Raw genomic sequence first — 24,125 nt, forward strand, 5'->3', positions numbered from 1 at the left:
AACTTGATCTAAAACTGTCAACAAATTTGTATTTTTGAATCACGAAAATCACTGAACTTCATTGAAAATAAAATCCAGTGAAGTAAACTAAAATTAGAATGCATTTTAAACATCCCGAAATTTTATACTTTCTGTTCTTGTTGATTGTTCCAATTTTGGTTCATTTATTTCAATTACGCCGTTTCAAAAAAGAATATTTTACTAATGTTCGTTTCCTAAAGGCACTTTCTATTCAAACCAGAAAAAGCTCTAAAATTAAGAAATGGCTGCTTCTCGCCTGTCGTTTATTGCTGTTAACTTGCATTGTTTTAGCATTTGCGCAGCCTTTTTTTGAATCCAAAGACAGCAAAAATGCCAACAATGAATTGTATATTATTTTAGACAATTCTTTTAGTATGCAAGCCAAAGGCAAAAAAGGGGAATTGCTAAAAAGAGCCGTTCAGGAACTCCTTGAAGAAACGCCTGAAAACGTAAATTTTTCTTTGCTCACCAATTCCGAAAATTATTGGAACACCGATATAAAGTCAATTCGTAGTGCTTTGCAAAATCTAAAATACAGCGCTACTCCGTTCCAATTGGACAATATAATGGCCAAAATAAAAGCGCATAAATCGGCTTTTAAAAAGGATATCGTTATCATTACCGATGCTGTTGGTCTTGATAAAAAACAACTGAAAAATAGTGATGCAACTAATTTACCCTTATTTATAATCCCAAAAGCAGAACAAAAAAACAATGTTTCTATTGACAGCGTTTTCATCAATAAAACATTGGACAATTTTTATGAAATTAGCGTCCAAATATCCGGTTATGGAGATGATTTCAAACCGATTCCAATTTCTCTATACAATCAAAATAAGCTTATTGCTAAAACGATAGTAACTTTAGAAACAAAGAAAAAAAACCTCAATTTTACGATTCCAAAACAAGATTTTCATGGTTATTTTTCGATAGTTGACAATGGGTTGACTTATGATAACACGTTATATTTTAGTATTTCAAAAACTAAGAAAACCAACATTATCAGTATTGGAGAACCTGCAAAAAGCAACTTCCTTTCCCGCATTTACACCCGTGAAGAATTCAATTTTAACAATTATACTTTAAGCGCATTAGACTACAATAAACTGGAGGGACAAGATGCAATAGTTCTCAATGAATTAGATGAAATCCCGCAAGCTTTGTCAACCACATTGAAATCTTTTGTAGAGAAGGGCGGCAATTTAATTGTGATTCCTTCGGCGATAAGTTCAATTCCAAATTTGAATTCTTTTATTTCTAATTTTGGAAACCTGAAATTCAATTCTTTAGAAAACAGAGAAAAGCTGATTACTAAAATCAACTTTAATCATCCTATATTCAATAATGTTTTTGAAAATAAAGTGACTAATTTTCAATATCCAAAAACAAAAAAATCGTTTGTATTATCAAGTTCAAGCCCTGCTGCTTTATCTTATGAAGACCAAAGTGTTTTCTTGACATCGATAGCAAATTCGGTTTCAGCAGTTGCCGTTTTTGCAGCCCCTATCAATACCGAAAATTCTAATTTTCAGCAATCTCCATTAATTGTACCTACATTTTACAAGATGGCGATGAACAATCAAAACAACGGTGTAAATGCTTTGACAATCGGGAATAACAACCCTCATTTGACAGAAGCATCCTTAAACAAAGACGCTATTTTAACGGTAAAAGGCTTGGACGAACAATTTATTCCTATCCAACAAATTCTGAATAATAAAGTCAAAATGACTTTCACTGATTATCCGGAACAAGCGGGGAATTTTAGTATTTACAATAAAAAAGAGTGGATTGAAAACATCAGTTTCAACTACAACAGAACCGAGAGTGATTTGGCTCCAGCCAATGAAAATATTTTTTCTGACTATAAAACAATCGAATCCATCCCATCGCTATATAACACTTTACAAACTGACAGGACTGACAATCAAATTTGGAAATGGTTTGTTATCTTTGCACTGTTATTTCTGATTAGCGAAATGGCAATTATACGATTCGTAAAGTAAATAACGGAGGTTAAATACTTGAAAAATTAATATGAAATTAGTCTGTTTTCAAAAGTTAATACAGTAATACGAATTCTATATTCCATTAAAAAAAACAAATATTATCTACATATGAAATTAATCATCAGAGGCGCAAAAATTATCGATTCAAAAAGTCCCTTTCATAATAAGACTACAGATATTTTAATTGTTGATGGTTTTATAAAAAAAATTGGAACATCACTTCCAAATCCAGATAAAGCAGAGGAAATACAACTTGATAATTTGCATGTTTCGCAAGGCTGGTTTGACAGCAGCGTTTCGCTTGGAGAGCCTGGTTTTGAAGACCGAGAAACCATATCAAACGGTCTCAATGTTGCAGCTAAAAGCGGTTTTACCGCAATCGTTTTACAACCCAACTCCTTCCCTATTATTGATAATCAATCTCAAGTGAATTTTGTATTAAACAAAGCACTAGGATTTGCAACTCAACTGTATCCTATTGGCGCTTTGAGCAAAGAAAGTGCGGGAAAAGACATGGCCGAATTATATGATATGAAAAAAGCCGGAGCGGTTGCTTTTGGTGATTATAATAAAAGTCTGGATAATGCTAATTTGCTAAAAATAGCATTACAATATGTTCAGGATTTTGATGGATTGATTCTTGCTTTTTGCCAAGACGAAAATATAAAAGGAAACGGAGTGGCAAATGAAGGTACAGTTTCTACCCGATTAGGCTTGAAAGGAATTCCAAATCTTGCCGAAGAATTACAAATAGCACGCAATTTATTTTTGTTAGAATATACCGGCGGAAAACTTCACATTCCGACCATTTCAACTAAAAAATCAGTTCAATTAATCAAAGAGGCTAAAGCCAATGGACTAAATGTAACCTGTAGTGTAGCTGTACATCATTTAGTTTTAACAGATGAAAAACTGGAAGGTTTTGACACCCGCTATAAAGTTTCACCACCACTTCGAACTGAATCCGATAGAAAAGCATTGTTAAAAGGAATAAAAGACGGAACGATCGATATGATTACATCCGATCATAATCCGATGGACATTGAACACAAGAAAATGGAATTTGACGGTGCTAAAAACGGAACTATTGGATTGGAAAGTGCTTTTGGTGCTTTGATGACTGTATTGCCGTTAGAAACTGTAATAGATAAATTGACATCTGGAAAAACAACTTTTGGAATCGAAACAGAAACGATTAATGAAGGTTCGAAGGCAAATATTACCTTATTTAATCCAGAACCAAAAAGTATTTTTACAAAGTCCTGCATTTTATCCAAATCTAAAAATTCTGCTTTTCTAGGTACTGAAATAAAAGGGAAAGTGTACGGAATTATAAATCAAGGAAAATTAATTTTAGCATAGAAAAATGAATAATAATAATAATAATAATAATTCTGAATCAGGAAAAACCGCTGCGATAACAAGCTATATTTTAGGGATTGGCGTTTTTATTGCAATGTCTATGAACTCCGAAGACAAAAATGCGTTTGCATCATTTCATATTCGTCAAGGCCTTGGACTCACATTAACTTTTATATCATTAGGTTTAATTATCAGCCATTTTGACAGCTTAATGATTTCAGCTCCTATGTGGATTTTTATATTTGTTTTGTGGTCTTACGGCATTAGCAGTGCTATAAAAGGCGAAACAAAACCAGTTCCTTTATTGGGAGCTTATTATCAAAAATGGCTATCAAACATATCATAACTACAATGAATTTATCTTTAGAATATAAAATACGAGAACCTAAAATAAAATTAGACAAAAATCCTCTTATCCTTTTACTGCATGGATACGGCAGCAATGAAGATGATTTATTTTCATTTGCTACTGAACTTCCAGAAGAATATTATATTATTTCCGCGCGTGCTCCTTATGATATGCAATACGGTGCTTATGCATGGTACGCCATCAACTTTGATGCCGACGAGAACAAATTTTCAGACCACGAGCAAGCCAAAATTTCAAGGGATCTAATCGCGAAATTTATTGATGAGTTACTTGATAATTACCCCATTGATGAGCAAAAAATTACTTTAGTTGGCTTCAGCCAAGGAGCTATACTTAGCTACGCTGTTGCACTTTCCTACCCAGAAAAAGTTCAGAAAGTAGTTGCTATGAGTGGCTATTTGAATTTAGAAATTATGGCTGATGATTATTTGAAAAATAACTTTACCAACCTAAAAATATTTGCTTCACACGGAACGGTAGATCAGGTTATTCCAGTAGAATGGGCTAGAAAAACACCGGCAATCGTAGAAAATTTAGGAATAAATATAACCTACAAGGAATATCCCATTGGTCATGGCGTAGCTCCACAAAATTTTTACGATTTTAAAAATTGGCTTCAGGAAAAATAACTTTCAACATGCTGTCGCCATTTTCAAGGCATAATTCATGAAAACGGCGACAGATTATTTATTTCTGATACAATAAAGATTGATTTACTTCAAATGAGATACTATCATCCGGATTGACAAAGTACTTCAACAAAACTTCTCCCCAAATTTCACCGTCGCTAAAATCCGCAATAATCCATCTGTGATTTAGGATTCTTACCTTGTTTATAATAAATTTGTTAGCACCAATTTGGTCCTGACCCGTATAGGGATTTCCTTTTGGGTTGGAATTAAGATCCAATAATTTTTCAGTAACAAAAGGAATTAATTTTTCGTACTGAATTGTTTTTTCTGAACTAGAAGTATCAAAATAATTTTGCGCGTTTTCGTTTTTTTCCAAAGAAAAATAGCTGGCATCCGCTATTTGATTCGAAACTAAACTCAAACTATCTCTCAATTTTTTCGTGGTTTTTTCGTATCTTTTTTGTTCAAATGCGACCTGCTTGCTTAAAAACATGTACGTAAAAATAGTAGAAAGTACTGCCAGGATCGTGAGGTAAAGTAAGAATGATTTTTTCATTTTAATTACAATTAAATATTAATTTCTAGATTATCATACGCGAGATAAACATGTTCTGGAAGGTTTTTTTGAACTTCTTCATGATATCCCATAATATGACTAATATGTGTGAGATAGGCTTTTTTTGGTTGCACCAAAGCTATAAAATCCAACGCTTCCTTCAAATTAAAATGTGTGTCATGAGGCTCTTCTCGTAATGCATTTATAACCAGTACTTTCAAATTTTTAAGCTTCGCAATTTCTGCTTTATCAATAGTTTTTACATCTGTTAAATAAGCGAAATCATCAATTCGGAATCCAAAAACCTGTAAATTCCCGTGCATTACGTTGATTGGAATAGCCATTTTGTTACCAATAGCAAACGGTTGGTTGTTGATGACTTCATTCGTTTTTACTGCTGGAGCTCCTGGATATTTGTTAACCGTCTCGAATACGTAATCAAAACGTTTCTTCAAATTATGTATCACTCGCTGGTGCGCATAAATAGGTAGTTCTCCCTGTTTGAAATTAAAAGGACGGATATCATCAATTCCCGCTGTATGATCAGAATGCTCATGGGTAAAGAGTATTGCATCCACCGCAAGACAATTTGATGCGAGCATTTGCTGTCTGAAATCCGGTCCACAATCAATCACAAATGAAAAATTCTCCCACGAAATCCACACAGAAACTCGGAGCCTTTTATCCTTAAAATCAGTGCTTCTGCATACAGGGTGATTACTCCCTATAACGGGGATGCCTTGTGATGTACCAGTTCCTAAAAAATATACCTTCAATTTTATTGCTTTTATTTGCAAAAATAGGGTTAATTCCCTTTCATTAGAAGCCTAATTCGTTAACTTTGCAAAAATTAGCCATCACAAAAGAAAATGGATACAGAAATAAAATTAAAAGGTGATAAAATCATCGAACAAATCCCTTCAATTAAAGACAAAGCGCTCCGCATAAATTTGAACGAAAATATTTACGGAACTTTTGCTGAGATTGGAGCAGGACAGGAAACTGTACGACATTTTTTTAGATCTGGTGGATCGTCAGGAACAATTGCAAAAGCAATGTCAGCCTATGACAAAGACTTTAGTGATGCCGTTTACGGGATTGAAGAAGATGGGCGTTACGTCACTGAAAGCCGACTCAAAAAAATGCTTTCACATGAAGTAAACCTCATAGAAAAAAGATTGAGCAGAGAAAAACATCCTAACAAAATGTTTTTTAGTTATGCCAATACCGTTGCAACCATTGATTTTGCCAAACAATTCAAAGGACATGGTTGGGTTGGAATTAGTTACCAAATTGAACCTGATGAGGATTACAACGAAATTATTTTGCACATTCGGTTTAAAGAAACGGATGTTCGTTTGCAGCAAGAAACACTTGGTATTCTTGGCGTGAATCTTATTTATGGTGCCTATTACAAATACAACGACCCTAAACGTATCTTGCGCTATTTGTACGACCATTTAGACAAAGATCAATTGGAAATTGACACTATTAATTTCTCAGGTCCACGTTTTGCTGATGTAGACAATCGTTTAATGAGTTTACAATTAGTCAAAAACGGAATGACTGATGCTGTGATGTTTAACCCTGACGGCAAAAACATTCTTCCTGCAGCCATTTTATACAAAAAAAATATTCTTGCTTTTAGAGGAAGTTTCCGTCCAGTTACAAAAGTCAACATGGATATGTACGAAAAATCCCTAAAAATGTTTTTAAATGAGAGCAAGGTAAGTCCCGAAAATACATTAGTGATTTTTGAAATTACTTTATCCAATTTACGATCTGATGGAGAAATCGACGAGCGAGATTTTATGGATCGCGCCGAATTATTATGCTCTCTTGGACAAACTGTAATGATTTCAAATTTCCAGGAATATTATAAAGTAGTGGAATATTTTGCTAATTATACCAAAGCCAGAATGGGATTAGCTATGGGTGTAAATAATTTAGTTGATATCTTTGATGAAAAATATTATCGTCATTTGAGCGGTGGAATTCTGGAAGCTTTTGGAAAATTGTTCTATCGCGATATGAAAGTATTCTTATACCCAATGATTGACGAAAATGGAGAAATCATCACATCCGAAAATTTAAAAGTACATCCAAGAATGAAAGAACTTTACAAATTCTTTAAATTCAATGGAAAAGTAGTTGATATAACTGACTACGATCCTTCTATTTTAGAAGTTTTTTCTCGTGAAGTTCTAAATATGATTAATAATGGCAAACCAGGCTGGGAAACAATGCTTCCACCTGGTATTGCAGAAATAATTAAAGAATACCGACTCTTTGGATTTGATCCAAATAAGGTTTTGAAAGAAATAAATTAATACAAGTTTTCAATAATGTGTATTGAGTTGTGAATAGCTGTTTTGATACCAATCAAAATTAGTAATCGAATAGCGAATTCAATTATAAAAAAAAGTCCAGAACAGCGGTAGAAAAAAACCGTTATTCTGGACTTTAATTTTTGTTTAATAATCTGACTTAAAGGTTTGGAAACCTAATCTAATTTAGCTGTAACTAAGAACACAAAACTAACCACAAATTTCTTATTTAAGTATTTGAGCAGTATGTGCTTTAGTTTTTACAGCGGAAATAACCTCATCGATGATTCCGTTTTCGTCGATAACAAATGTAGTTCTATGAATTCCATCGTATTCTTTTCCCATGAATTTCTTGGGTCCCCAAACCCCAAATGCCTGAATAACTGATTTATCTTCATCTGCTAATAATGGGAACGGGAAGTCATACTTTTCCTTAAACTTAGCTTGTGCTTTTTGTGGATCAGCGCTAACTCCCAGAAGTTCATAATTATTGGCTTGAAATCTCTCAAAATTATCTCTCAAATCACAAGCTTCCGCCGTGCATCCTGGTGTATTTGCTTTTGGATAAAAGAAAACGACTAATTTTTTTCCTTCGTAATCTGCTAGTTGATGTGATTTACCGTCTTGGTCCAGACCAGCAAAACTTGGTGCTTTATCTCCTTTTTTTAATGTTGTCATTCTTTAACTTTTTTATTTATTTGAATACAAATTGATTTTTTGCTTTTGGCACTGAAATTGTTTTTCTTTACCATTCAAATTTAACAAATAATGAATAAACAAGAACGTGTAACTTTTGTTATAAATACGTTAAAAGAATTATATCCCACCATCCCAATTCCACTAGATCATAAGGATCCTTATAGTTTATTGATTGCGGTTTTACTATCTGCACAATGCACGGATGTGCGCGTGAACAAGATTACACCTTTGCTTTTCGCAAAAGCGGATAATCCTTATGATATGATCAAAATGTCTGTAGAGGAGATTAAGGAAATTATTCGTCCTTGTGGCTTATCGCCAATGAAATCAAAAGGAATTCATGGTTTATCGCATATTTTAATAGACAAACATGGGGGAGAAGTACCGCAAAGTTTTGAATTTCTAGAGGAATTACCTGCGGTGGGACATAAAACGGCCAGCGTTGTGATGTCACAAGCTTTTGGCGTACCTGCCTTTCCCGTAGATACACACATTCATCGCTTGATGTACCGCTGGAATTTAACCAATGGAAAAAACGTAGTACAAACAGAGAAGGATGCTAAACGCCTTTTTCCTGAGGATACTTGGAATGATTTACACCTGCAAATTATTTGGTACGGAAGAGAATATTCTCCGGCTCGTGGCTGGGATTTAGATAAAGATATTATTACCAAAACAATTGGCAGGAAATCAGTACTTGATACGTATTATAAAAAATAAAACGAAAAGAAAAAACCGCCATTTCCAAGGAGAATTAGCGGCTTTATTACTTTTATGATCTAAAAAATTGAAAACATTTTTTGTAAATCAATTTAATTCTAATTTGATATAATTTCGAAAATTATATTGTCTTTTTTTATTATCATTAATGCCTTCGAATAGCTTAATAGAAAAGAAACTGTTTCCTTACTTGGTTTCATTTTTTGAGAAACTAGCGATTTTTTTGAGTAAATTTTTGCCATAAAGTAATACCTATTTGTTTTGTATTACAACGCAGCAATTTTCAAGATATTGTTAATTGGTCAAAACAATTTGATGTTTATCAATTACTTTTCTCAAATTCATTAAGGCGTAACGCATTCTGCCTAAGGCAGTATTAATGCTAACTCCCGTTGTTTCTGAAATTTCTTTAAAACTCATATCCTGATACATTCGCATTACTAAGACTTCCTTTTGATCAACAGGAAGTTCTTCTATCAGTTTTTTTAAATCCATAACAACTTGTTCCGAAATTATTTTATTTTCGATCGTTAAGGAATCATCAGACATTATAGAAAAAATCGAAAATTCCTCTGTTTCTCTAAACATTGGCATTTTCTTAGTTTTTCGGTAATGATCAATTACGAGATTATGGGAAATACGCATGACCCAAGGCAAAAACTTACCTTCTTCATTATAAGAATTTGATTTTAAAGTTTTTATAACTTTTATAAAAGTGTCTTGGAAAATGTCTTTTGTAATATCTCGATCTGGGATTTTAGAATATATAAAACCATAGATTTTTGATTCATGTCTTTCTATCAATTTAGCTAAGGCATCCTCATTACCTGCGACGTATTCTTTTACCAATAATGCGTCTGGGTGTTGTATAGTAACCATAATTTTACTTTTTAGTTTTAATTAAAATTGGAGAGTTTTCTCTAAAAAGTAGTTTTGTAGTATAGGCTAAAGTGTGTTTAGTTGGTTAAGATTTTCAAATTTAACTAATTAATATTTTAACATCCAAGTAAAATTAATAAATTTTAACAAACGTTCGTTAAAATTTGTTAAAGTTTATTTTGTTTTTTCACATTCAAAACACAAATAGCACATTGATGCATCAAAAATAGGATCCTATTATTAAAAATTTCTTAAATATAAAAAAAAACTAAAACAAGGTTTTGTGATTGTACAACACAATACAAAACCTTATTTTAGTTTTAACTATTTTAAAAATCACTGATAAACTCTGATGTAATCAACGATAAACTCTTGCGGAAGTATAGTGTCATCTACTTCTGGTCCTCCAAAATTTCCACCTATCGCCATATTGACAATAATATAAAATGGCTGATTGTACGGCCAAATCGCCTCTGTTTTAGTTTCAGGTTGAAACGTGTATACTAAAATATCATCTACAATAAAATCAATTTTGTCTTTGGTCCATTCCATTGCATAAACATGAAACCCTTCCTCGATATTATCAAATCTTGTTTTCTTTGTGTTGATAGTATTTCCGTGGCTGTCTTGCGTATGCAAAGAAGTAAAAACCATATTGGGTTCTTTCCCAACGTATTCTAAAATATCAATTTCACCACATTTAGGCCAGCCAACTTGATTTATATTTGAACCTAACATCCACAAAGCAGGCCACACTCCTTGTCCAACAGGCAACTTTGCTCTGGCCTCGAAACGACCGTATTGAAACTCTTTTTTGCCTTGGGTGGTAATTCGTGTCGAAGTGTATTTATCACCCTCTTTTTTAGCAGTAATGACTAACTTGTTTTTAGCAATCTTATGATTTTGTTTTGTGTACAATTGTCGTTCGTTATTTCCCCAACCACAATTAGGACAGCCATCCCCAAGCTCAAAATTCCAACTTTTTTCATTTAATGTGGTTCCGTCAAAATTTTCTTCCCAGACCAGTTTCCTTTTGCTTTGTTGTGCAAAAGAAAAATTGACCACAAGTAATAGTATTAGTATTTTTTTCATTTTAGTTTAATTAGAATATTGAAAATCTCCTTCCAATTTTGTTACTGAACTTCCGCCGATGAACACTTTGAAGTCTCCTGCTTCTGCTTCCCATTTTTTATTGGCAGTGAAATATTCGATTGTTTTCTCATCAATGGTAAATACTACTTTTTTAGTTTCGTTAGGTTGCAATTCGATCATTTCAAATCCTTTCAACTCTTTTACGGGACGCGTAATACTACCTATCAAATCTCTAATATACAATTGAACTACCTCTTTTCCAACGACTTTTCCTGTATTTTTTAAATTTACAGAAACTTCAATTCTACCGTTTTTAGCAAATTCTTTGGATGATAATTGCAAATCCGAATATTCAAATTTAGAGTAACTTAAACCGTGACCAAAAGCATACAAAGGCGAATTTTTCTCATCAATATAATGCGACCAAAACACACTTTCAGGTTCGTTCATTACTGGCCTTCCAGTGTTTTTATAATTGTAATAAATAGGAATCTGACCTACGTTTCTTGGGAAAGTCATTGGTAATTTTCCGCTTGGATTGTAATCTCCATACAAAACCTGCGCAATGGCGTTCCCACTTTGTGTTCCTAGATGCCACCCTTCTACAATTGCAGGAATATTTTCATCAGCCCATGGAATCGCTAATGGACGACCATTATTTAAAACCAAAACCACGTTAGGATTGACCTTATAAATTGCTTCCAATAATTCTTGTTGAACACCTGGTAGCCCTAAATCAGTTCTACTTCTGCCCTCGCCTGATTGTAAACCGTGTTCTCCTAAAACCATCACAACGACGTCAGCTTGTTTTGCAACTGAAATAGCTTCTGCAAATCCGCTTCTATCAGTCGTATTGATTTTAGTTTCCCAAATGAATTGTGTTCTTCCCTCGGTTACATCGGCTCCTCTAACATAAGTGAGTTGATTTCCTGAATATTTTTGTAGTCCCTCCAGAACCGAAACAGCCGAATTATCATCAGCAGCTATTCTCCAACTTCCCAACGGACTCGTTTTATCATTTGCCAAAGCACCAATTAAAGCGATTTTCTGGCCAGATTTTTTAAGAGGCAATAATTCCTTCTCATTCTTCAAAAGTACGATAGACTTTTTGGCTACATCCAAAACTCCTTCTTGAAAGGCTGCTTTTCCAACGGTTGCTAATTCTCTACTTTCATCACAGTATTTATAAGGATCATCAAACAAACCCAATTCGAATTTTACTTTCAATATTCGTCTTGCAGCATCATCAATATCACTTTCTTTGACTTTACCTTCTTTAACCAATGCCACTAAATGCTCCACATACGCACTGGATTCCATATCCATGTCTGAACCTGCATTAATTGCTATTTCAGCTGCTTGCTTACTGTCTTTTGCATAGCCATGTGGGATCATTTCGTTGATAGAACCCCAATCCGAAACTACGAAACCATCAAATTTCCAATCTCTTTTTAATACTTCTCTTTGTAAATAAGCATTTCCTGTTGCGGGAATTCCATTCAGTTCATTAAAAGAGTTCATAAATGTTCTCACACCAGCATCAACTGCCGCTTTAAAAGGTGGAAAAATGGTGTTTTGCAACACGGTTTCGCTTATATCAACGGTATTGTAATCTCTTCCAGATTCAGCAAAAGCATATCCTGCAAAATGTTTGGCGCAAGCCAAAATAGTATTCGTCGCTGCTAAATCTTCACCTTGAAAACCTTGTACACGCGCAACTGCAATTTTACTTCCTAAAAATGGATCCTCACCGGCTCCTTCCATAACGCGCCCCCAGCGGGCATCGCGTGCAATATCAACCATTGGAGCAAAAGTCCAGTTCAATCCTACAGCAGCAGCTTCTTCTGCCGCAATTGCAGCCGATTTTTTTATCGCCTCTAAATCCCAACTTGCTGCTTCAGCAAGCGGAATTGGGCTAATAGTTTTATAACCGTGAATAACATCAAACCCAAAAAGTAATGGAATCCCCAATCGGGTTTGTTCCACCGCTATTTTTTGCAATGCTTTTACATCTTTAACTCCTTTTACATTCAGCATCGAACCTACTAAACCCTTTTTCAGGTCTTCGTATTTTTTAGCCGCCTGACCTTCTTTTGGAGTTGGACCTGTAATATCCCAAAAACCATTATACTGATTAAGTTGACCCACTTTTTCTTCCAAAGTCATCAATTGGAGAACTGAATCTACTTTTGTGTCCAACACATTTTCTTTAGAATAAGAAACAGGCGATTTCAAGATTTTATTACTACAGCCGGCAATAATTAAAGCAGCTATTGCAAATGATGCTAAGAGGGATTTATTTTTCATCTTCAAACTTTTTATTATAATTAAAAGGCCGGTATAAAACCGACCTTTATAAATTTCTTACATATTTTATTGATAAATCCTTACATAATCAATCTCCATAGAAGATTGTGAAAAAGCAGAATCAATCGCTCCTCCAAAAGTTCCTCCCATTGCCACATTCAAAATCATGAAAAAATCACTATTAAACGGCACTGAACTACTATTAGAAAAGGTATGAAAAAGTTTATCATCTACATAAAACTGAATAGAAGTTGGACTCCAAATTGTTTTATAAATATGAAATTCTGAAGCCGCATTTGTTATTGTTGTTTTAGCTGTGTTTCCGTTTCCGCCAAAATTACCTGGATAATGTAATGTTCCGTGAATGACATTTGGATCATTCCCTCTGTGCTCCATGAAATCAATTTCACCACATTTTGGCCACGCATTTGTTTTGTAATCTTGTCCCAAAGACCAAATTGCAGGCCAAGTTCCTCCACCAACAGGCAATTTTGCTTTTACCTCAATTTTACCATAAGTAAATTCAAATTTATCTTCTGTTTTTAATCGTGCGGAAGTATAACCTGTTCCTGATTTTTTTGCTGTGATTTTTAGATTTCCTCCCTGAACAATCACATTATCAGCTGCATTTGTATAGGTTTGCGCTTCGCCATTACCCCAACCATTATCTCCTGTGCCCAGATCATAACCCCATTTTGTAGGATCTGGAGCACCGTCTACATTAAACTCATCACTAAATTTTAAAACAGTATAATCCGTTGGTGTTGTCGTTCCAGCTGATCCAGGAGCTGTTGTTGTAAAAGTATGATACCATGCTAAAAATGGATTTCCTGACTGAATCACTCGAACTACCATACGGTTATCAGTGATTGATAGAATCTCGTAAGAACTAGTTCCGACGAAATAACCCATAAAACCACTATCTGCAATATTGATCATTGTACCTCTAGTTTGAGTAGCGTTATCTGGATTCTTAGTAATAAAAGATTCTGACTTGCTCAAGGTTACTGTTTTTGCACCGCTGGTGTTTAAATCGTAGCAAGCATCATCGCCACCACCTTTTAAAGCACCGTTATAAAGAGTCTGCCCTTTGTTATCCAATTCAAATTTCATTTGGCCTCCAACTAATGAAAAAGTCATTACACTGTTGTACAAACAAGTTGCTGATTTTTCATTTGCTTTTGCAGAGTAGAAATCAGGGTAGTAATTTTTGGTGCCAAAAGTAGGATCCGACCATGCCACGTTTGGACCAACACCCAAATGACCATCTTCGGATTGTGCCCAATACCATTTTCTAGACGCACCGCCTGTTAAGAATTGTACCGCTTGTTCATCTTTGAAATCACTAAAAACAGTCACTTCTAAAGTCATATTAGTTGCTATCCCTCCTGCTCCAGAAGCAATAACAGTCACTGTGTACGTATTAGTACCTGGTGTTGCAAACGTGTTTTCAAGAATACCACTTGGCGAATTCTGCGAAGTTCCATCACTAAAAACGTATTTGTATGAGATAGCATTTTCCGCCGTACTCGTGAATTTTACCTTCCCCGAACCATCCCCGTTTGGTAAAGCCGTTGTCTTGCCGAGAATTTCTGCTGTAACCTGAAGATTTGCTGGCGTGTCTAACGCTCCAAAACCCAAATTATCCTCCTGACAATTGACCATCAAAAGAAGGACAAAAACGGATACTATGTTTATTATTATTTTTTTCATTTTTACTATTTTTTAAAAAATCCAGTTGCGATACTCTTTACGTACGCACTCATTTTAAATTCGTAAGGAATTGATTTTATCTATTTTTTATTAATTATGAAAATATACATTATCAACATAAACGGTCGTATTTCCTGCAGGAGATCCTACATAAATTAACTGTGCAATATGTGCTTTTGTGGTTAATCCCGTGAAAGAACTCAACGGAATATCTAAACTTACCCACATTCCCTTGGCTGGTGATGCAACAGTTATTTCGTGTTCAACATCGTCTCCACCGCCAAAAGCTCCGTTAGCCCCAAAATCGACTAATTTTATTTTCAATTGCGTAAAATCTGAGGACCAAACGTCTGTGTGAAAATGGGTCATTGCAGACGCATTTATAGGAGTTGTTGTTGCTTCAATACCCACAAAATCTAAAGCACTATATTTTTTTGTAGCATTCCCATTAATACTTAAATCCGTCAATGTGGCACTTGACCAAGAAGTTCTCCAAGTGTCAACTCCTACATTTGTGTAAGCATCGCTAAACATAGAAATCACTTTAGATGCCGCTACAGTTGGAGTTGGCGATGCTGTAATTGAACCCGCTTGATTGTAAAAGAAAACATTATCCACATAAACTGTAGTGCTTCCCGAAGGAGCTCCAACTAGAATTAATTGGGCTATGTGAGAACGAGTGGTCAATCCCGTGAAGTTACTTAACGGAATATCTAAACTTACCCATTTTTCCTTCTCCGGATTTGAGATTGTGATTTCATGTTCTTTATCATCTCCACCACCAAAGGCTCCATTAGCTCCAAAATCGACTAATTTAACTTTAAACTCTGTTAAATCGGAGGACCAAATATCAATGTGAAAGAAAGTCATTGCCGAAGCATTGATTGGAGAAGAAGTCGCTTCTATACCTACAAAATTCAAGGCACTGTATTTTTTAGTTTTGTTACCGCTGATGTCGATATCCTCTAAATTTGCTTGTGACCAAGAAGTTCTCCATGTGTCAACAGCAACATTAGTATAACTGTCGCTAAACATCGATATAACATTAGCCGCTGGAATCGTAGGAACTGGAGCAGCAAATAAGTTAGTTACTGTAACGCTTTGTGTTTTTTCTGTTGTAGCAACACCTCCACTCAAGGCCACCACTTTTACTTGATACGTTCCCGGATTAATGTACGTGTGTGTTATAACTTCATCTTGCATGAAATCTACTGGAACTTCATTAGCTACATCTCCAAAATAAACCTGAAAGAACGTTTCTAACTCCGCTGTAGCAGTCACATTAACTGAAAGGTTACTTCCAATTGTTATCGTTGGTTCAAAACTTGTTGGTGCTAAAAACGAAACTGTTACTTCCTGAATTGTTTCTGTTTTTTTTCCATTTAAAGTTACCCCTACAATTTTGGCCTGGAATTTACCTTCTGCATATTTATGGGTAACTGTACCTCCCGGATTTACGTAAGCAGGTGCTGTAGTAGCATCCCCAAAATAAATTTCGAATTGAGTTACACCTTCCCCTTTTGGCAAAAAGGTAACATTTCCAGAGTTATCCTGTGTAATTGTAGTCAGAGCAGATATATTTGAAGGTGCATTCACACTATCCAGATCCACGTCATTATTTTCGTCCGAACATCCCAAAAAGATAGTTAGAACAAAAAGACTTAGTATTAATTTTAAGTTTTTCATATTTAAATAATATTAGTTTTTAGTATCCAGGATTTTGTGTCCAATTTCCATTTGCAAATTGAATTTCCTCGATAGGAATTGGAAACAATTCATTTTTGTTAGCTGTGAATCCAGTAATTTCCTGAGCTGCTTTACCAGTTCGTACTAAATCAAAGAAACGGTGTCCTTCACCTACTAATTCAACTCTTCTTTCTGCTAAAATAAAGTCCGTCAAAGCAGCACCAGAAGATGAAATATCATGATTTAAATCATCAAAAGCACGTCTTCTTACTTGGTTTAAATATCCTCTGGCCTTGCTATCATCAAGCCCTCCACGATTGTATGCCTCGGCTGCCATCAAAAGAACATCAGCATAACGTATGGCTCTGTAATTATTTGGATTTGTTAGGTTAAGGTCACCTTGTGCATCAGTACGTCTTTTTCTTGGAATGTATTTTCTGTTAAAATAACCAGTATGCTCATACCCTTTTCCAAATGTAGCTCCAGTTGCTGTTGCCCAAGCCTCGATGTCTAATATTGCTACCGCTTCTCTGTTATCGCCCGCTTCAAAAGCATTTACAACTTTTTGAGTTGGAACATTAAAACTAAAACCTGAAGTAAATAAATTACCAGAATAATTTCTTGGACCACTGAAACCTACAGCTACATTACCTTCACTACATTGGAGACATGTAAAACCTGCCCCTTCCACATCTGTATATTGTACTTCAAAAACTGATTCTAGACCATTTTCACCGTCATTTTCAAATATGCTATTATAATCCGAAACCAATGAATAAGACGAAGCTGAAATCACACTTTCAAGCGCTATGGCTGCTTGTGGATATTTATTTTGGTACAAATACGCTTTCCCTAATAATGCTAAAGCAGCGCCCTTAGTTGCTCTCCCTTTTTGTGCTGCTGTTGCAGATAAGTTTTGAGAAGCAAAGATTAAATCCGCTTCAATAGAAGCGTATACTTCTGCAACTGAAGATCTGGGAATTATTTTCTCGTCACCAGAACTGAATCTTGCATCTCCTTTCAATGGGATTCCACCAAACCATTTTACTAATTCAAAATGATAATAGGCTCTAAGAAAACGAGCTTCACCAATCACTTGATTTTTTCCTTCAAAATCTGTTTTGTCTTTGAATTCTAAAATGTAATTGGCTCTTTGTACTCCGGCGAACATCCAGTCCCACAAGTTTTTCAGATTACTGTTGACAGGAGTATGAATCATATCATCAATTTGTTGAAAACCAGGAGTGTCTGATTGACTTTCGCCTCCGGCCAAGGTATTATCTGAGGCTATTTCGCCTAATATTACATTGAGATATGTGGATTGCAACAAATCATACGCTGCAATCAAAGCATTATCGTAATCTGATTTTGAATTGAAATAATTCTCAGAATCAATTGAATATTCTACAGGTCGATCTACAAAATCATCACTACAGGAAATGGTTACCGTTGAGAAGACTGTTATCGTTACAAGGGTAATAATTAGATACTTTTTCATTTTAATATGAATTAAAAATTAATGTTTAAACCTAACAAATAGGTTCTTGGGATTGGATAAAAACCATAGTCAATTCCGCCGCCAATTGGAGCTCCATTAGAAGCGCCCGGATCAAAACCTTTATATTTTGTAAACGTGTACAAGTTATTGACACCAGCATACAATCGTAGTTTTGTAATTCCTGCTTTTTCAGAATATTTAGAATCTAATGTATAGCCTAATTGTATGTTTTGGATTCTTAGATAAGAAGCATCTTCCACAAAATAACTGCTAAAAGTAGAATTCCCTGTAGCACTTGTAGTTACTCTTGGAGTCGTATTAGTACTTCCCTCACCGGTCCAACGGTCAAGAACATAATTAAGACGATTGACATCAGTAAGATTTCTTTCATAATTTCGAACCATATCATTCCCTACAGATGCAAATGTGTAGACTGCAAAATCAAGGTTTTTATAATTCATTTGTAAATTGAAACCCATAGTAGCAGCAGGAATTGGATCTCCAATATTCGTTCTGTCACTCGCATTAAGGATTCCATCCCCATTGACATCTACAAAACGAAGGTCGCCCGGACTTGCATCAGCACCCAGAGATAATTGAGACGGATGCGCATCAACTTCTGCCTGATTTTGAAAAATACCATCTGTTTTATAGCCATAAAAATAACCAATCGGAAGTCCTACTTCCATTCTTGACGGTGCTTGTTGGCCTACGCCAAAAGAACCACCTTCAATAAATCCAGTTCCATTTTCAACCGCCAATACTTCATTTTTAAGAAAAGTAACATTATATCCCACACTCATCGAAAAGTTATCTGAAAACTTATTGTTATAATCTACCGAAAACTCTAATCCTGAGTTTCTTACCGTTCCTGCATTAATTGTTGGAGATGCGGATCCTGGTGCTGCCGTTCCATTAATTCCTGAAACAGGAATGTTTGGGATTAATAGGTCCGCACGGGTATCAATAAAATAATCGGCAACAATAGACACTTTATTTTGGATCAGTTTAAGATCTAAACCAACATCAAATTTTCTGGCTTCTTCCCATTTTAAATTTGGATTTGGAATTTGTCCAACTGATAATCCATTGACCAATGCACCATCAAAAACATAAGTTGCTTCCCCTGTCAATTGTGAGATATAGCCATTATTAGGAATTTGGTCATTTCCTAAAGTACCGTAACTACCTCTTAATTTCATGAAGTTTAGTATTTTATCTTCTCCAAAAAAACCTTCATCTGAAATTACCCAACCCGCTGTAAAAGATGGAAAGTATCCTACTGTGTTTCCGGGTCCAAATTTAGTTGAAGCATCACGACGAATCATGGCCGAAAAAAGATATTTCCCTTTGTAGTCGTATTGTCCTCTTGCAAAATAAGAAAGCCTTCTTTCGTCATAATTATAAGAGCTATTGGTTACTGTTTCTGTAATTCCTTTTGTCAAGCCAATATCAGCAAATTCCCATGAATTATATGGAACATCAAAACCAGTAGCATACAATCCGTTTCCAAACTGTTTAAAAATAGTATTTCCTACTGTTCCAACGACATTATGGTTTTCCCCAATTTTCTTGGTGTAAGTTCCAAATAAATCGAATGAATAGTCATTGTCATTAATTGCATTTTGAGAAACAGAGCTTCTCAATACATCAAAGATTTTATCCGCAGGCTCTATCCAATACAAAATTTGTTTGGCAAAAGATTTAGATTCACTATTTGAAGTATTAAAACCAATTGAACTTGTAATCGTGAAATCCTTGAAAAGCTTGTAATCCAATCCAAAATTACCGTTTATTTTTTTGAAGTTATAGTCATTATAGGTATTGGCCATTTGAGCCAATGGGTTTATAATTTCTATTCCTAATCCTGTAGTTGTAGGCACTTTCGTGAAATCACCGCTAGCATCATAAGGATTTAGCGTTGCTGGTGTATTCAAAGCATTAAACAAAACAGAACCCAAACCACTTTCGTTTAATGATTTTCTATTAAAATAAGTATAGATTACGTTTGTTTTTAATTTTAATTTATCGGTAACATCGGCTCCTAAAGACACTCTTGCTGTATTCCGTAAAAACCCAGATTTGTCTCCGCCAATAATTCCTTCTTGATCCAGATGAGAACCACTTATAGCATAAGTAATTTTGTCAGAACCACCTGAAAAAGAAATGTCGTGATTGATAATAGGCACACTAGTACTGAAAACTTCATTCTGCCAATTTGTCCCACTGCCTAAGCCTGAAACATTAGGATAAGGAAGTGAATTACCACCGTTAGCATAACTTTCGTTCAATAACAGAGCATATTCTGTAGCATTCAATAAAGGCAAAGTTCTTGAAGTTTCTTGAAAACCAGTATATGTATTGTAACTGATCTTTGCTTTCGAATTCTTTTTCCCCATTTTTGTGGTAATCAATATAACACCATTGGCACCAGCAGAACCGTAAATTGCAGCCTGCGCATCTTTAAGAACTGTGATAGACTCAACATCATTTGGATTAAGCAATCCAAGTTCCCCAATATAACCATCAATAATGGTTAGTGGTCTGTTATCCCCATTAGTGGCAATACCACGAATACGAATATCCAAAGCTGCACCTGGAGCACCTGATGTAGTAGTCACATTCACACCTGAAACAGTACCCTGTAATGCTTGTTCAATTTTTACTGGTTTCAAAGCTTCCAAGGTTTTGCTATCTACAACAGAAACAGCTCCTGTTACTTCTCGCTTTTTCTGGGTTCCATAACCAATAACAACCACCTCGTTTAATGTATTAGAATCTTCCTGCAAAGAGATAGAAAGTGAACTATTATTAGAAACCACTTTATATTCTAGATTTTTAAATCCTAAATAAGAAAATACAAGTGTTGCACCAGAGGGAACTTCCTTTAAGTTAAAGCGACCATCCATATCTGTTGCTGATCCTATTGTTCCATTTTTGACTTTAACATTTACTCCTGGAATTGGTAAACCAGAACTTGCTTCTTTAACAACGCCTCCAACATCATATCCTTGGGCAAAACCAAAAGAGGATAGAAACAGAAAAAGGATTAGTAGATAGTGTGACTTCATAATTTATGTTTTTTGTGAATGATAAAATTAATCGGAAGTACCACCAATAAATCAAAAAGAACCACAACAAAAAACATACAACGCAATAAATTGTATACTTTATTCCTAATTCTCAAAAAAATACAGCGAATTAAGAAGAAATTAAGAGAATGTTTTTCCACAACAAACTAAAAAACGCCAACAATAACGGTATTGTTGTGGTAATGTATAGTTTTATTCACAGGAGTTCGAGAAAACTATACAGCTAAAATGTACTCAACAAGTCCTTGTTCATGCGACAAATCCATTTTTTTACGCAAACGATATCTTTTTATTTCAACACTCCGTACAGAAATATTTAACAAAGGAGCAACTTCTTTCGAGGAAAGATTCAATCGCAGATAGGCACACAATCGCAAATCATTTGGAGTCAAAGATGGATGAATCAATTTAATTTTTTTCAAAAAGTCTTTATCAGCATTGTCAAAAGCTTCTTTGAAAACGCTCCAACTGTCCCCCTCGCTAATATTTTTATTAATTGTGGAAATTACTGATTTTATACTTCTGTTGCCATCATCCGGTGTTTTCTTTAAATCGTCTTTTATAAAAGCCAGCAACTCATTTTTACTATTTAAACTCATTGTGGAAACAGCCAGCTCTCTATTTTTAGTATCAACGTCTATTGAAAGCTGTTCGTTTCTAATGCGCATTAGCTCTTGTTCGTTTTCAAGCTCTTTAATCTCTAACAACAAATTATTTTCCTCGATTAATTTTTGTTCTTGTTTTTGATAGTACGTTTTATAAGTTTTATGGATAAATCGTGCCATTATAATTATAAAAATGAAATACACCACTAGCGCACCATAAGTTAAATACCATGGTTTTTGTACTGTAAAAGTATATTCTGCTGTTTCTTCTAAAGTTGAATTTGCAAATTTAGCTCTTACCTTAAAACTATAATTTCCTGAGGGCAAATTCTTGAAACTTACGGATGGTCTTGCACTCCATTCGCTCCACTCGTCTTGAAAACCTTCTAACAAATATTGGAATTCCGCATTAATGTATTTATTGAATTCCGGAACTGTATAATTGATATTGATATTATTATCATCATACTCAAAATTGCCATCTTCGTTAATAGAACGGTTTTCAAGACTTTCATTCAACTTATTAGTTGTGATGGCAGATATTGAAACCCTATGGTTTTTAAAACTTAATTCATTCAGATTTAAAATATAATAACCATCAGTAGTTCCTATTAAATAATTAGAATTCGAAATTTGAGTAATATTTTCATAGCCCAGCATCGAATTCGTCAATGAAGCGGGTATTGGAATCACATTTTGTTTTAGTTGATTGCTTAATTTACTCAATGAAAAATAATGAATGTAATTTTTTGAAAACAACCATATTTTGTTGGAATTATCTACAATTAATTTACCTGAAGTATACTCGTCTTTTTCAAAAACAGAACTCAATACAATATCTTTACTAAATTGTTTGGTTTTCTCATTGAGTTTAAAAATACCTTCTTTATTTGCATAATAAATACTATTATTAAACTTTGTTAAACTGGCATTCTTTCCTTTTGTGGGTGATTTATAGGTGATAAAAGGTTTCGTTTTCAACAATTTACGATCTAATTCCAATCTAAAAACGCCTTTATATTCATGGCTAACGAATACATTCAAGCTGTTTGTAATTTCAAAATATTTAGAAGAATAATCAAATCCAGCTATTTTGTTTCTAAAACTCCACTTATTATTTGATTTTTCCAAAACTGAAATCCCATAATAATTCCCTTGAAGCAAAAGTCCTTTTTGATTGGGAACCGTTTCAAATTTCCAAGTTCCTGATGCTGAAAATATATTTTTTGCAACAGCATTATCTATTATAAACGTTCCCGAGTCGTGACCACAAAAAAGAGTTCCATCGTACTCAAACAAAGACCAAACCTGCCCTTTTGTTCCCGTTATAAACGCGAATTCATTATTAGTCAAGTAATTTTTGTAAAATAAGCCTTGATTCGTTCCCACGTACAAATTGCCATTATATAATTTAGAGGTATATACGGTTCCAAGAATTCCAGTGTCATCAACAAAATTTTGTATTGGTGATTGCAGATTTATGCAATTGATTCCGTTATCCAGTCCTACCCAAAGATTTTTATCGGCGTCTTCGTATAGGGAGAGCGCCGTATTATTACTCAATCCTTTGTTTTGAGTGATATGATATTTAATTTTTCCGCTACTATTTACTATAAAAATCCCATTGGAAACAGTGCCTAAAGCAAAACTTCCATCACTAAGCAATTGACTGCTATACACACTACTAGAAGCTAATTGAGAATCAACTTCGGTAACAAATTTTGTCAAAACAGTTCCTACCAGTTTATAAAATCCATTTTGCTGCGTTTGGATTAAAAGTCCTTCATCAATGGCAAAAACATTGACAATTTTATTGGTTTGTAAAATTGGATTATTAGATACTAAATGTCCTTTTCCACTTTCAATTTCAAAAAGTCCTTCCTTTATGGTTTGAAAGTAAATCGCATTTTTAGTTCGGAATGACTTCGTGATTTCATTATTGGGAGCAATGATTTTGAATCCTCCCGTTACAGTATCATAAATATAAATTCTATTTAGGGACTGAAAAATAACCCATTGATCATAATTTAATATATTCCAAAATTGTTCGTCATCAAGAATCTTATTTTTTATTGTTTTGCTGAGTGAGGTATATTTAAGTTTGCCATTTGCTTGTCTGGTCCAAAAACCAAATTCCATGTAGCAACCCGTAAAAATCTTATTGCCAATCACTTTCACAGAACGAATAATAGTTTCATTTGGTGATGGATACAACTCCCAGTTGGATCCATTGAATTCTAATAAACCCTCATTGTTTGCAAAGAAAACAAAATGATTTTGACCTTGAGAAATCATCCAGTTTTGATTTCCTGCGCCATAGGTGGTCGAAGAGTATTTTACAATTGGCGGCAACTCTTGAGAAAAAGCACAAAAAGATATTAAAAAAAGAAAAATGTTGAGTTTTGTTTTCAATGGGATATTGCTGTTAATTTTTTCAAAATAAAGTTAAAAATAGTATTTATTTATTGGAATGAAAACATTAAAACGATGTTAGGGGGAAAAACACTTTTCAGTAGTGCTTTTTATGATTATTTGTGAGTTGTTCATTCCCTTTTCT

General features: G+C 34.4%; 17 protein-coding genes. 6 read left to right on the forward strand and 11 right to left on the reverse strand.

The annotated features are described in order from the left end of the window. Positions 1 to 98: 98 nt before the first annotated feature. From ACEN2F_RS07240 to ACEN2F_RS07255, 4 genes are all read left to right on the forward strand, one after another. The gene (locus ACEN2F_RS07240; protein WP_441737451.1) at positions 99 to 2,027 is read left to right on the forward strand and encodes a BatA domain-containing protein; all 1,929 of its coding nucleotides are present in this window, start codon (positions 99 to 101) and stop codon (positions 2,025 to 2,027) included. A 111-nt stretch (positions 2,028 to 2,138) separates the two neighbouring features. Further along, entirely contained in the window at positions 2,139 to 3,392 is a 1,254-nt protein-coding gene (locus tag ACEN2F_RS07245; protein WP_441737453.1) for a dihydroorotase, read from the forward strand. A gap of 4 nt (positions 3,393 to 3,396) precedes the next feature. Then, the gene (locus tag ACEN2F_RS07250; RefSeq protein WP_441737454.1) at positions 3,397 to 3,738 is read left to right on the forward strand and encodes a hypothetical protein; all 342 of its coding nucleotides are present in this window, start codon (positions 3,397 to 3,399) and stop codon (positions 3,736 to 3,738) included. 5 nt (positions 3,739 to 3,743) lie between these two features. Next, positions 3,744 to 4,391, forward strand: a complete 648-nt coding sequence (locus tag ACEN2F_RS07255; RefSeq protein ID WP_441737550.1) for an alpha/beta hydrolase — start codon at positions 3,744 to 3,746, stop codon at positions 4,389 to 4,391. Positions 4,392 to 4,449: 58 nt separating this feature from the next. Here ACEN2F_RS07255 and ACEN2F_RS07260 read toward each other — a convergent pair whose 3' ends face one another. Continuing rightward, positions 4,450 to 4,950: a hypothetical protein gene (locus ACEN2F_RS07260; RefSeq protein WP_441737456.1), complete on the reverse strand. Its 501-nt coding sequence runs from the start codon at positions 4,948 to 4,950 to the stop codon at positions 4,450 to 4,452. Positions 4,951 to 4,961: 11 nt separating this feature from the next. After that, on the reverse strand, positions 4,962 to 5,726 hold the full coding sequence (locus ACEN2F_RS07265) for an MBL fold metallo-hydrolase (protein WP_441737457.1): 765 nt from the start codon (positions 5,724 to 5,726) through the stop codon (positions 4,962 to 4,964). Between the two features lie 93 nt (positions 5,727 to 5,819). On the opposite strand from ACEN2F_RS07265, the gene ACEN2F_RS07270 reads away from it, so the two are divergent. Continuing rightward, complete coding sequence (locus ACEN2F_RS07270; RefSeq protein ID WP_441737458.1) at positions 5,820 to 7,280, forward strand: TonB-dependent receptor; 1,461 nt, start codon at positions 5,820 to 5,822, stop codon at positions 7,278 to 7,280. 222 nt (positions 7,281 to 7,502) lie between these two features. On the opposite strand, the gene bcp is transcribed toward ACEN2F_RS07270, so the two are convergent. Then, positions 7,503 to 7,955, reverse strand: coding sequence for a thioredoxin-dependent thiol peroxidase (gene bcp, locus ACEN2F_RS07275; RefSeq protein WP_441737460.1), 453 nt, complete (start codon positions 7,953 to 7,955; stop codon positions 7,503 to 7,505). A gap of 90 nt (positions 7,956 to 8,045) precedes the next feature. Between bcp and ACEN2F_RS07280 the strand changes: the two genes are divergently transcribed. Further along, positions 8,046 to 8,696 (forward strand): endonuclease III domain-containing protein, encoded by a 651-nt coding sequence (locus ACEN2F_RS07280; protein ID WP_441737462.1) that lies wholly within the window; start codon positions 8,046 to 8,048, stop codon positions 8,694 to 8,696. Positions 8,697 to 8,990: 294 nt separating this feature from the next. Here ACEN2F_RS07280 and ACEN2F_RS07285 read toward each other — a convergent pair whose 3' ends face one another. The 8 genes from ACEN2F_RS07285 to ACEN2F_RS07320 all read right to left on the reverse strand — a co-directional run bounded on the left by ACEN2F_RS07285 (position 8,991) and on the right by ACEN2F_RS07320 (position 23,980). After that, positions 8,991 to 9,575: an RNA polymerase sigma factor gene (locus ACEN2F_RS07285; protein WP_441737464.1), complete on the reverse strand. Its 585-nt coding sequence runs from the start codon at positions 9,573 to 9,575 to the stop codon at positions 8,991 to 8,993. 336 nt (positions 9,576 to 9,911) lie between these two features. After that, a complete protein-coding gene (locus tag ACEN2F_RS07290) occupies positions 9,912 to 10,667 on the reverse strand; it encodes a glycoside hydrolase family 16 protein (protein ID WP_441737466.1) in 756 nt (251 codons plus the stop codon). A 6-nt stretch (positions 10,668 to 10,673) separates the two neighbouring features. Beyond that, on the reverse strand, positions 10,674 to 12,974 hold the full coding sequence (bglX, locus tag ACEN2F_RS07295) for a beta-glucosidase BglX (protein ID WP_441737468.1): 2,301 nt from the start codon (positions 12,972 to 12,974) through the stop codon (positions 10,674 to 10,676). Positions 12,975 to 13,040: 66 nt separating this feature from the next. Next, complete coding sequence (locus ACEN2F_RS07300; protein WP_441737469.1) at positions 13,041 to 14,687, reverse strand: family 16 glycosylhydrolase; 1,647 nt, start codon at positions 14,685 to 14,687, stop codon at positions 13,041 to 13,043. 90 nt (positions 14,688 to 14,777) lie between these two features. Then, the gene (locus tag ACEN2F_RS07305) at positions 14,778 to 16,373 is read right to left on the reverse strand and encodes a hypothetical protein (protein WP_441737471.1); all 1,596 of its coding nucleotides are present in this window, start codon (positions 16,371 to 16,373) and stop codon (positions 14,778 to 14,780) included. A 19-nt stretch (positions 16,374 to 16,392) separates the two neighbouring features. Continuing rightward, entirely contained in the window at positions 16,393 to 17,871 is a 1,479-nt protein-coding gene (locus ACEN2F_RS07310; protein ID WP_441737473.1) for a RagB/SusD family nutrient uptake outer membrane protein, read from the reverse strand. A gap of 11 nt (positions 17,872 to 17,882) precedes the next feature. Beyond that, the gene (locus tag ACEN2F_RS07315; RefSeq protein ID WP_441737475.1) at positions 17,883 to 20,942 is read right to left on the reverse strand and encodes a SusC/RagA family TonB-linked outer membrane protein; all 3,060 of its coding nucleotides are present in this window, start codon (positions 20,940 to 20,942) and stop codon (positions 17,883 to 17,885) included. Between the two features lie 236 nt (positions 20,943 to 21,178). Then, complete coding sequence (locus ACEN2F_RS07320; RefSeq protein ID WP_441737477.1) at positions 21,179 to 23,980, reverse strand: triple tyrosine motif-containing protein; 2,802 nt, start codon at positions 23,978 to 23,980, stop codon at positions 21,179 to 21,181. Between the last annotated feature and the right edge of the window lie 145 nt (positions 23,981 to 24,125).

The sequence above is a fragment of the Flavobacterium sp. W20_MBD1_R3 genome, from assembly GCF_052119725.1.
Taxonomy (GTDB): Bacteria; Bacteroidota; Bacteroidia; order Flavobacteriales; family Flavobacteriaceae; genus Flavobacterium.